The sequence below is a fragment of the Ferrimonas sediminum genome, assembly GCF_900100175.1.
In the GTDB taxonomy this organism is placed as follows: Bacteria; Pseudomonadota; Gammaproteobacteria; order Enterobacterales; family Shewanellaceae; genus Ferrimonas; species Ferrimonas sediminum.
The window spans coordinates 1-10,263 of sequence record NZ_FNEM01000033.1; the positions used below are offsets into that span (position 1 = coordinate 1).

The 10,263-nt window shown below is 55.7% G+C and carries 9 protein-coding genes and 2 tRNA genes; 7 read left to right on the forward strand and 4 right to left on the reverse strand.

Annotated elements, in window-relative coordinates; translation table 11 throughout:
* The first annotated feature begins 79 nt into the window (after nt 1-79).
* Both BLT77_RS19655 and BLT77_RS19660 read left to right on the forward strand, forming a co-directional pair.
* Nucleotides 80-164: transfer RNA gene (locus tag BLT77_RS19655), tRNA-Tyr, on the forward strand.
* A 271-nt stretch (nt 165-435) separates the two neighbouring features.
* On the forward strand, nt 436-1,551 hold the full coding sequence (locus tag BLT77_RS19660; protein ID WP_090368522.1) for an ADP-ribosylglycohydrolase family protein: 1,116 nt from the start codon (nt 436-438) through the stop codon (nt 1,549-1,551).
* Between the two features lie 758 nt (nt 1,552-2,309).
* On the opposite strand, the gene BLT77_RS19665 is transcribed toward BLT77_RS19660, so the two are convergent.
* Nucleotides 2,310-2,537, reverse strand: a complete 228-nt coding sequence (locus tag BLT77_RS19665; RefSeq protein ID WP_028115061.1) for a DUF3820 family protein — start codon at nt 2,535-2,537, stop codon at nt 2,310-2,312.
* Between the two features lie 128 nt (nt 2,538-2,665).
* Here BLT77_RS19665 and BLT77_RS19670 point away from each other — a divergent pair, with 128 nt between their 5' ends.
* From BLT77_RS19670 to rrtA, 3 genes are read left to right on the forward strand one after another with little or no spacing between them, the layout of a single operon-like run.
* The gene (locus BLT77_RS19670) at nt 2,666-3,724 is read left to right on the forward strand and encodes a PLP-dependent cysteine synthase family protein (protein WP_090368524.1); all 1,059 of its coding nucleotides are present in this window, start codon (nt 2,666-2,668) and stop codon (nt 3,722-3,724) included.
* Nucleotides 3,721-4,419: a 7-cyano-7-deazaguanine synthase QueC gene (gene queC / locus BLT77_RS19675; protein WP_090368526.1), complete on the forward strand. Its 699-nt coding sequence runs from the start codon at nt 3,721-3,723 to the stop codon at nt 4,417-4,419. Before BLT77_RS19670 ends, queC begins: the two co-directional genes overlap by 4 nt.
* Nucleotides 4,412-5,017: a rhombosortase gene (rrtA, locus tag BLT77_RS19680; protein ID WP_218126964.1), complete on the forward strand. Its 606-nt coding sequence runs from the start codon at nt 4,412-4,414 to the stop codon at nt 5,015-5,017. Before queC ends, rrtA begins: the two co-directional genes overlap by 8 nt.
* Here the strand turns inward: rrtA and BLT77_RS19685 are convergent.
* From BLT77_RS19685 to BLT77_RS19695, 3 genes are all read right to left on the reverse strand, one after another.
* Entirely contained in the window at nt 5,007-5,378 is a 372-nt protein-coding gene (locus BLT77_RS19685) for a hypothetical protein (RefSeq protein WP_090368527.1), read from the reverse strand. The two genes, rrtA and BLT77_RS19685, sit on opposite strands and share 11 nt — an antisense overlap.
* Before the next feature lie 122 nt (nt 5,379-5,500).
* Nucleotides 5,501-7,504 (reverse strand): excinuclease ABC subunit UvrB, encoded by a 2,004-nt coding sequence (gene uvrB, locus BLT77_RS19690; protein WP_090368528.1) that lies wholly within the window; start codon nt 7,502-7,504, stop codon nt 5,501-5,503.
* The gene (locus tag BLT77_RS19695) at nt 7,488-8,792 is read right to left on the reverse strand and encodes an MATE family efflux transporter (RefSeq protein WP_090368529.1); all 1,305 of its coding nucleotides are present in this window, start codon (nt 8,790-8,792) and stop codon (nt 7,488-7,490) included. Before BLT77_RS19695 ends, uvrB begins: the two co-directional genes overlap by 17 nt.
* A gap of 766 nt (nt 8,793-9,558) precedes the next feature.
* Between BLT77_RS19695 and BLT77_RS19700 the strand changes: the two genes are divergently transcribed.
* Both BLT77_RS19700 and BLT77_RS19705 read left to right on the forward strand, forming a co-directional pair.
* Entirely contained in the window at nt 9,559-9,816 is a 258-nt protein-coding gene (locus BLT77_RS19700) for a hypothetical protein (RefSeq protein ID WP_143026691.1), read from the forward strand.
* Nucleotides 9,817-10,150: 334 nt separating this feature from the next.
* Nucleotides 10,151-10,227: transfer RNA gene (locus BLT77_RS19705), tRNA-Met, on the forward strand.
* The last annotated feature ends 36 nt before the right edge of the window (nt 10,228-10,263 follow it).

The following is a 10,263-nucleotide window of genomic DNA, read 5'->3' on the forward strand; positions in this document are numbered from 1 at the left end:
CAGACTTGTCTGATTCCCTGGCCTCACGAGTACCGTGTTAGATAGAAGCACGCTAAACAATCTATCTAGAGAATTCCGTGGAGGGGTTCCCGAGTGGCCAAAGGGATCAGACTGTAAATCTGACGGCTCCGCCTTCGAAGGTTCGAATCCTTCCCCCTCCACCATCATTTCAACGCCGCCCTCTGGGCGGCGTTTTTGTTTATGCCATTGGTACCCATTTCCCACAGTTTCCTCAACAGCCGTCAGCCGATACTGTCCTCACAGAGAGCCGCACACGGCGCCCCAAGGCAGCACCACGTCGTCGCTGTAGATGTACAAACTGTTTAAAACACCTTGCGGCACTGTCTCATCAACGCCGACATGCCTCCAGCCTGATCTATCGATTGCAGACTCAAGACTACACTGTAAGTCAGACTCGACTCTGGGAGCACCATCATGTCCGATCACCATATCGCTGATTCTCTGACACCGCAGCAAGACCGCGCCGCCGGGGCGGTAATGGGCTCAATCATCGGCGATGCTCTCGGCGTCGGCCCGCACTGGTATTACGACCTCGATGAACTGCGGGCCGCCTACCCCACTCCGATCTGTGGTTACGTGCCTGTGCTTCCAGGACGCTACCACGACGGTGTTGAATTAGGCGATGTCTCCCAAACCGGTCAATTTCAGCAACTTCTGCTGGAAAGTCTGGTGGCCAAAGGGGCGTATCAGGAGGAGGATTACCTTCGTCGTCTCGAGCCGCTGCTGGACACCCTTGATGGCGAGCCGGAAAGTGGCCGTTTTACCGAACAGCCCGTGCGGGACATCTGGTACGCCCTTAAAGTGGAAGGCAAACACTGGCATGACGATAATTTTGCCTCCTTGGCCGACACCTCGGAAGCGGCCCAGAGAGCGGCTCTGATTGGCAGTCGTTATCACAGCAGCCTGATGCAGGCCGGACTTCATAGCGCCGCCTGTGCCCGACTAACCCATCGCGACCCCGCCATTGTCACTGCCTCCACCGCATTTGGTATCGTCATCGGAGCTCTGGTGGCAGGTATGCCACTGGACGGCAACCTGGGCCAAACAATGCGCCAGATGATACAGCGCGGAGAACTGCCCTTCACACACGCCGTGTTAGCCGAAGAGCAGCATCTGGGGCTGACGCCGCCTCGCCCGAGTCGGGAATTGCCGTTTCCCGATGTACTGCTGGGCATGGGCTGGTGGATTCAGGCGGCGCAAAGCCCCCACATCCAGGTGCAACCGCCAGAAGCCATCGCCCAGGTTTACGGCATGGCCTGCTCCCTCACCATGCTGATGCCCGCCGCCTTCTTCTTAGCGGCCCGCTATCCGGACTCGTTTGAAACACCTGTCATGGTGGCGATCAACAGTGGTGGCAACAATATGGCCAGGGCAGCATTGACCGGGGCCCTGTGCGGTGCCCACCTGGGCCTGAGTGCCATTCCAAAACGGCTAATTACCGGCCTCAAGGATCACCAACGTTGGCTGAATGACGCCATTCAACTGGCCAAAGATGCCGCACCGAGCAGTTGCAACGCCGAGCCGGATTAGCTCTCCGAGCTTCTGCGACTCCCGCTGCTTCCGCAACCACCCCACTCCCACCGTGTCGCCCTTGCGAACGCGAGGGTCTCCTTCCCCACGTCGCCCTTGCGAACGCGAGGGGCCAGTGGCTTTAAAAACGGTTACCGGCAAGGTCAAAGACACTGGGTACCCGCGTTCGCGGGCACGACGGAGGGATGATTGGAGTGCAATGGTGGTGGGCACGACGAAGGGGCGATTAGAGAGTTGGGGTGACTGCAGATCCAATGGCGTCCGCCTCAACTAACCAAAACACCACACTCCCATCGTGCCGCCCTTGCGAACGCGAGGGTCTCCTTCCTCACATCGCCCTTGCGAACGCGAGGGGCCAGTGGCTTTAAAACATACCGGCAAGGTCAAAGACACTGGGTACCCGCGTGCGCGGGCACGACGGAGGGGTGATTGGAGTGCAATGGTGGTGGGCACGACGAAGGGGCGATTAGAGAGTTGGGGTGACTGCAGATCCAATGGCGTCCGCCTCAACTAACCAAAACACCACACTCCCATCGTGTCGCCCTTGCGAACGCGAGGGTCTCCTTCCCCACGTCGCCCTTGCGAACGCGAGGGGCCAGTGGCTTTAAAAACATACTGGCAAGGTCAAAGACACTGGGTACCCGCGTGCGCGGGCACGACGGAGGGGTGGTTGGAGTGCAATGGTGGTGGGCACGACGGAAGTCCATTTAACGCATGCTGTTACCCGCACTCCCCTGTGACCAGAACGGCCGGTGGTGTTAGTAACCGCTGTCGTCCCGCTCCTTTAATGGCGTTAACAGATAGCCCAGACCGTTATGTTTGATCTCCAGCAACAACGCCAATTTTTCGCCAATCGGGCCATTCGGCCACCCCTTATTCTGCATCCACACCAAGTAGGCGATAGGAATGTCTGCCATTATGACCCCCTGGTATTTACCAAAAGGCATACGTTGGGTGGCTAACTCTCTTAACACTTCGGTTTGCATTGGGTACCATGCCTGCACAGTTATCACGTTACCGGATGGACTAACAACCTGGCCTAACTCCAAAATTAGGCTGACGCGACTTACGCATCTCCAGGTTCACCGCTCCGAACTCAGAAGGAATCATAAAGATGTCTCGTCGTTGGGTAAACTGGGCAATCGCCCAGATTGAAGCCGATTTCCAGCGAAGTGCCGACACGCACCTGATTAAACTGGATCTCCCCTGCCTTCCCGAGGTCGATCTCTACCTCAAGGACGAAAGCACCCATCCAACCGGCAGCCTGAAGCACCGCCTGGCACGCTCGCTGTTCCTGTATGGCCTGAGCAACGGCTGGATCACCGAAGGCACTCCGGTCATCGAGTCTTCCTCCGGCTCCACTGCGGTGTCCGAAGCCTACTTTGCCCGCCTGCTGGGTCTGCCGTTTATCGCCGTGATGCCTCACTCCACCGCCAGCAAGAAGATTCGGCAGATTGAATTCTACGGCGGCATCTGTCACCTGGTCGATCCCAAGGACATCTACGTTGAATCTGAGCGACTGGCCCGCGAGCGCAACGGCCACTACATGGATCAATTCACCTACGCCGAGCGGGCTACCGACTGGCGCGGTAACAACAACATCGCCAACGCCATCTTCAACCAGATGCAGCGCGAGCGCTTTCCCGAGCCACGTTATGTGGTAATGAGTCCGGGCACCGGCGGTACATCGGCCACCATTGGCCGTTACATCCGTTACCAGAAGCTGAATACCGAACTGTGCGTGGTCGATCCAGACAATTCGGTGTTCTACGACTACTTCAACCAAGGCGATGCCAGCATCAGCAGCCACCATAGCTCTCGCATCGAAGGGATCGGCCGGCCACGGGTAGAGCCTTCGTTTATCCCGGGGGTTGTCGACCAGATGCGTAAAATTCCCGATGCGGCTTCGGTAGCTACCGTTCACTGGCTGGAATCGATTCTAGGCAGAAAAACCGGTGCCAGTACCGGTACTAACCTCTATGGCGCCCTGCTGCTGGCCTCAGAGATGGCCGCCCGCGGCGAGTCCGGCTCCATCGTGACACTGTTGTGCGACAGCGGCGAACGCTACCTGGACAGCTATTATGATACTGAATGGGTCGCCACCCACATCGGCGATATCGAGCCTTATATGACCAAACTGAATACTTTTGCGAAAACCGGAGAGCTGTCATGAGCACCACTAAAGCCGTAGTCGTTTTTAGCGGCGGCCAGGATTCCACTACCTGCCTGGTGCAAGCTCTGCAACAATACGATGAAGTGCACGCCATTACCTTCGACTATGGCCAGCGCCACCGCCAGGAGATCGACGTCGCTCAGGAGTTGGCCAATCAACTGGGTGTTACTGCCCACAAGATCCTGGATGTTGGCCTGCTGAACGAACTGGCCATCTCCGCCCTGACCCGGGATGAGATTCAAGTGGATCACGCCCTGATGGACAACGGCCTGCCAAATACCTTTGTGCCAGGCCGCAACATTCTGTTTCTGACCCTGGCCGGGATCTACGCCTATCAAATCGGCGCCGAAGCGGTCATCACCGGTGTGTGCGAAACCGATTTCTCAGGCTACCCCGACTGCCGCAACGACTTCGTCAAGGCGATGGAATCTGCACTGGTACAAGGCATGGATCGGCCCCTGAAGCTAGTCACACCGCTAATGTGGCTCAATAAGGCGGAAACCTGGGCCATGGCCGATCATTACCACTCACTGGAGCTGGTCCGGGATCATACCCTCACCTGCTACAACGGCATCAAAGGCAGTGGCTGTGGCGACTGCCCGGCCTGTCACCTACGCAGTCGCGGGCTGGAAGACTATCTGAGCCACCGGGACACCGTCCTTAGCGACGCACGACAAAAGGCTCACCTTGATTAAAGACAAATGGGGCTGGCCCAGCGCCAGTCAATGGAGTGTGCCGGCACTGCTGGCGATCCTGGCCATTGGCCTGTACCTGCTGCCACAATTTCATGACAGCCTGATCTGGTCACGCTCGCACCTGGACCAGGGCCAATGGTGGCGACTGTTCACCGGCCACCTACTGCACAGCAATGGTTACCATCTACTGATGAACCTGGGGGGCATGGCAGTAATGCTAGGGCTGTTCCAGCCCCACTTTCGATTCTCGACCATTCTGCTGCTGAGTCTGTTCTGTGGTCTGTGCATTAGCCTGGGAGTGTATTGGTGGGTTGACGGCACCCAGCGCTACGTCGGCCTGAGTGCCATCCTGCACAGCTGGTTTGCCTACGGAGCCATTCAGGACTGGAAAAGTGGCAGCAAGCTCGGCCCGCTGCTGCTGATTGGGGTCATCGCCAAGGTCGCCTGGGAAAACGTAGTGGGCGCCAGCGGCGATCTGGCAAGCTTGATTCAAGCCAGGGTCGCCGTCGAAGCCCACCTCTACGGGGTTTTGTCAGCCTTGCTGTTTGTCAGCCTGATGCAACTTAAACGTCAGCCCGAGCGCTCCATTACCAGCTAGTGGCATAACTGCCTTCGCCGTGGCCTTCCTTGAAGGCCAGAGCCATCTGACGATAGGCCTGCTCGTAATCGCCTTCAACCGCCGCTTCGTACGCCAGGTTATCCCGCACCGCTTCGGGAATGGCTCCGGCGGCGGTGGGGTAATCTTGCAGTAACTGGTTGATATCGGGAGTCTCTGGCTGGCTGTAATCGTACATCATGTCACTGGTATCGAACATGCGCGCCTGATGTTCTGGCTGCAACAGTTCAGCCCGGGCACTGTCGACCTGCTGACGTTTCGCGTTATCCACCTCCATGCTGCCCAAGATCAGCGCCGCCACGGCGGCAGCAGCAAAGAGGGTAATTCCCAGTACTTTTTGCATAATTTGCCCTCCACATCGCTGTGGTGTCCGGCGTCTTCGGTCTGATTTGCGACCTGCAGACGCCGCACCAACCCAAGTCTGAGTGAGCACCGATGGCACCCGTTCTCATACTTAAGTATGGGCTATCCGGCGGCCAGTTGCTTTCTCAGCGCCTCGATCTGATCCCGAACCGACGCGGCCTCTTCAAACTCGAGGTTTCGAGCATGTTCATACATCTTGATTTCCAGAGACTTAATCTCCTTAGCCAACGCTTTGGGATTCACCGGCTGATACACCGGCTTAGGCTCTGCGACCTTGCGTTTGCCGCCTTGTTGGCCAGGACGCCCGCCGATGTCCATCACATCGGTGATCTTCTTATTCAAACCGGTGGGCACAATGCCGTGGGCCAGGTTGTGTGCCTGCTGCTTCTCACGGCGACGATTGGTCTCGTCCATCGCCCGCCGCATCGAACCGGTGATGCGATCGGCATACAGAATCGCCTTTCCATTCAGGTTTCGGGCTGCCCGGCCGATGGTCTGAATCAAAGAGCGGTCGGAGCGCAGGAAGCCCTCCTTATCCGCATCCAGAATCGCCACCAACGACACTTCCGGCATATCCAGACCTTCTCTCAACAAGTTGATGCCCACCAACACGTCGAACTCCCCAAGGCGCAAGTCACGAATGATCTCCATCCGCTCAACGGTGTCGATGTCCGAATGCAGATACCGCACCTTGATGCCGTGTTCATCGAGATATTCACTCAAATCTTCCGCCATGCGCTTGGTCAGCGTAGTGACCAACACCCGCTCGCCCGCTTCGATGCGCTTTCTGGCCTCAGACAGCAGATCATCCACCTGTGTGGCGACAGGGCGAACCTCCAGTTCAGGATCGAGCAATCCGGTGGGGCGTACCACCTGATCGATCACCTCATCGTTGGATTTTTCCAGCTCGTATTTGCCCGGCGTGGCGGAGATAAACACGGTCTGGGGAGTAATAGACTCAAACTCTTCAAACTTCAGTGGCCGGTTGTCCATGGCCGACGGCAATCGAAACCCGTATTCCACCAGGGTCTCTTTTCGGGAGCGATCGCCTTTATACATGGCCCCGATTTGAGGCACGGTTACGTGGGACTCATCAATCACCAGCAAACCGTCATCCGGCAGGTAATCGAGCAACGTCGGCGGAGGCTCACCCGGCGCCCGCCCCGACAGGTAACGGGAGTAGTTTTCAATGCCGGAGCAGTACCCCAGCTCCAACATCATCTCAATATCAAACTGAGTGCGCTCTTTAATTCGCTGCGCCTCAATCAGCTTATTGTTGTCCAGCAGGTACTGGTGGCGCACTTTGAGTTCAGCCTTGATCTGCTCAATCGCCTCCAGCACCGTCTCTCTTGGCGTCACGTAGTGGGTTTTCGGGTACACCGTAGCCCGTGCCACCTCTTTTTCCAAGGCGCCGGTCAGGGGATCAAACAGGGTGATTCGCTCGACCTCTTCATCGAACAGTTCGACCCGCACTGCGTGGCGCTCGGAGTCCGCCGGAAAGATATCGATCACCTCGCCCCGCACTCGAAAAGTGCCACGCTCAAACGCCATGTCATTTCGGGTGTATTGCAGCTCTGCCAGCCGCTTAAGCATATCGCGCTGATTGATGATGTCGCCCTGGCGAAAATGCAGCAACATAGCCATGTAGGCCTTAGGATCCCCCAGGCCGTAGATGGCCGACACCGATGCGACCAGCACCACATCTTTGCGCTCCATCAAGGCCTTGGTGGCCGATAGCCGCATCTGCTCGATGTGATCGTTGATGGAGGCGTCTTTTTCAATAAAGGTATCGGACGCGGGCACATAAGCTTCCGGCTGATAGTAGTCGTAGTAGGAGACGAAGTACTCCACCGAGTTTTCCGGAAAAAACTCTTTCATCTCACCATACAGCTGAGCCGCCAGGGTCTTATTCGGTGCCATGATGATGGTTGGACGGCCAAGCTCGGCAATCACATTGGCCATCGAATAGGTCTTACCTGAGCCAGTTACCCCCAGCAGCGTCTGGTGCGCCAAGCCACTTTCAATGCCGTCCACCATCTTGGCGATGGCCTCCGGCTGATCCCCCGCCGGTTTAAATGGCGAGCATAGTTTAAACGGTCGACTCATTAGGTTCCTCGGTGGTCGGTTCTTTTACTGGGCACAACTGGCCGCAGACAGTACGCCAGGCAATGACGCCGGTGATCAAGTTGGCAATCGCGGCCCCTACAAACACCCCTGTAAGGCCCGCGACTCTACCACCAATGAATGCCAGAGGCAGGTACATCACGAATAAGCGGACCAGATTTAGCCCCAAAGCGAACATTGGTTTATGCAGAGCATTTAGGCTGGAATTGGATAGGATCACCACCCCTTGAGCCCCGTAGGCCAACGGCAAAATGGCAACCAGCAAAACAATGATCTCCGCCACCGCTTTATCTTGCCCGAACGCATCGCCGATAAAAGAGGATAACAACAGCAATAGCAGGTACACCGCCCCCTGAAAAATCAACACGAACTTGATGGTACCCAGGTAAGCCTGACGAACGCGATCGTGACGCCCAGCGGCGTAGTTCTGACTGATAAACGGTGGCAGGGTCATAGACAGGGTTAAAATCACCAGGGTAACCAATGATTCCAATCGCCCTCCGACACCAAACGCTGCCACCGCTTCATGACCATATTGAGCGATAATGGCGGTCATGCCCGCCATTGCGACCGGTGTCAGCATGTTGGAACTGGATGCCGGCAAACCAATAGCCAGGATGGTTTTTGCCGATTGCAGCCGGCACCTCCAACTGGCCTTCCAGGCGATGGCTTTCATCTGAATAAACAACATATAGAGGATGATGACCGAACTGAAGGCATAAGCCAGTACCGTCGCCAATGCCGCTCCGGTCAGCCCCATTGCCGGAACCGGCCCCCAGCCAAAGATCAGAATCGGATCCAGGATAACGTTCATGGCTGCGCTGGACGCCATGACCATGCTGGGTAGCCGAGTATTGCCATTGGCACGCAAGACAGCGTTACCCACCATAGGAAAGGCCACAAACACCCCGCCAATTAACCACACATCCATAAACTGGGCAATCACCGGCAGCGTCGCCTGATCAGCACCGATCAGCACAAAAATGCCGTCGTGCAACAACCACACCAGGGCACAGAGCAGCATCACCAACACCGCAGACAGCACCACCGCCACGCCGCCCTGATGGCGCGCCAATTCGCAGTCGCCTTTACCCTGACTACTGGCCACTGTTGCCGAGGTGCCTACTCCCAAGCCAATGACCAGGCTGATCACCGTAAAGGTCACCGGAAAGGTAAAACTGAATGCCGCCAACTCGGCCGTTCCCAGCAGGCTCACAAAATAGGCATCGACAAAGTTGAAGGTCATCATCATCGACATGGCAATCAACATTGGCCAGGTCATTCGCCATAATTGTGTTTTCACACTGCCTTGAGTCAGGTCATGGACAGTCGTTCGGCTCACTTGGCCTCCATTAGTTCAAAAATACGAATGCATGACGCATTCGGCACAAAATCTGCCATTTAATACACAGCTTCCAAAGCTGCAATCAAACAAACAATTAAATGTTGTGCATTTTAAAGGCCGCTTGCGAAGCCAATCTTAAGTCATTGTTTTATATAGGCAGCCAGTTACTCACAGTACCTGTGGAAATCGACATGAAGCCCATTGTGGCAGGCATTACAGCAATTTGCATAACTTTAACTAACACAGTTATCCACAAAAACAGTGGATAAACCTTGAAACCCCTTGAGCGGCGTGCACTAGAGAGAAGTCAATAGTCGAAACGGCAACATTCGAAAAAACTTATACATTAAACACAGTGAGCTTGTGTCAAGTAAATCAACAAGTTTTTCCTTACTGGTCAGGAAATCAGTGGCTACGAAATGTGAGTGAAAATCAAGTCTAAACTATCAGCCCATTTAGTGAGAATTGTATCACCATACAGCCCAATAAGTGTGATCCCCATCCCTCGAGTGTTGAATAAATCGTCACCCGAACGGCACTGGCCAAGTGGCTCACAACTCACCCCGTCACCGTGAATTAGCCCAGTTAACGCGTTGCTGTCACGACGCCAGTAACAGCCGCCACTATCAAAGCATCCCATGCTGACGTACAGTGAAACTTGGTTAACACTGCAGCAAAAGGTCACTCAGCGATGCCCAAGAAACGAAAACAGATAGACGTGATGTACCAGGATGGTACTCGAGGAAAAGCCATCGCAACTGGCAACAACGCCGCTTGGGTGTGCAACTGCGGCAACGAACAACTGCTGCTGGGCCGGGCCGATCCGGACAACGCTACCAACACTCCAGCTTGGGTGGAGTGCCCAGCCTGCCACCGGCGATTTAGTGTGTCCTCAGGTGGCGCTGGTCAGCAAGATGCGATGGAGGTCTCTGAAATTACGACGGCCTAGTGGCGCGATCACAGCTTAGAGGTAACCTTTACACCAATTCACCACCTGGCCGAGCTAACCGACTCCATTGGAGTACCTCCGTAGACTGGCGCCAGTTACCAACCAGAGGATCACCGCAGCCACTTCTCTGTTCCAGTTTTATACGCAGGTTCCGGCCTTGAGGTATTCTTTTTAATGATGAAAATCGGTATGTTGAGCACTACGTAGGCAACTGGTTGGTCAGGAGCATTTTTTTGTCTAATGGGAGTTGACAGCTTTCCGTTCGCGGCTTAATATGCGCCCCGCTTTCAGCAAACAGGCAACGATTTGTCCTGAGTGTCGAAAGCAGTATGGACGCGGGGTGGAGCAGCCCGGTAGCTCGTCGGGCTCATAACCCGAAGGTCGTCAGTTCAAATCTGGCCCCCGCAACCAATTTATTACTCTGGAGAGAGTTGAAACACTCAACAA

Bases quoted from the DNA above. Each gene is read 5' to 3' on its own strand.
- BLT77_RS19665 (WP_028115061.1), bottom strand. From the start codon at position 2,537: ATGCAAACCGAAGTGTTAAGAGAGTTAGCCACCCAACGTATGCCTTTT.
- queC (WP_090368526.1), top strand. From the start codon at position 3,721: ATGAGCACCACTAAAGCCGTAGTCGTTTTTAGCGGCGGCCAGGATTCC.
- uvrB (WP_090368528.1), bottom strand. From the start codon at position 7,504: ATGAGTCGACCGTTTAAACTATGCTCGCCATTTAAACCGGCGGGGGAT.
- BLT77_RS19670 (WP_090368524.1), top strand. From the start codon at position 2,666: ATGTCTCGTCGTTGGGTAAACTGGGCAATCGCCCAGATTGAAGCCGAT.
- BLT77_RS19695 (WP_090368529.1), bottom strand. From the start codon at position 8,792: ATGTTGATTGCCATGTCGATGATGATGACCTTCAACTTTGTCGATGCC.
- BLT77_RS19660 (WP_090368522.1), top strand. From the start codon at position 436: ATGTCCGATCACCATATCGCTGATTCTCTGACACCGCAGCAAGACCGC.
- BLT77_RS19700 (WP_143026691.1), top strand. From the start codon at position 9,559: ATGCCCAAGAAACGAAAACAGATAGACGTGATGTACCAGGATGGTACT.
- BLT77_RS19685 (WP_090368527.1), bottom strand. From the start codon at position 5,378: ATGCAAAAAGTACTGGGAATTACCCTCTTTGCTGCTGCCGCCGTGGCG.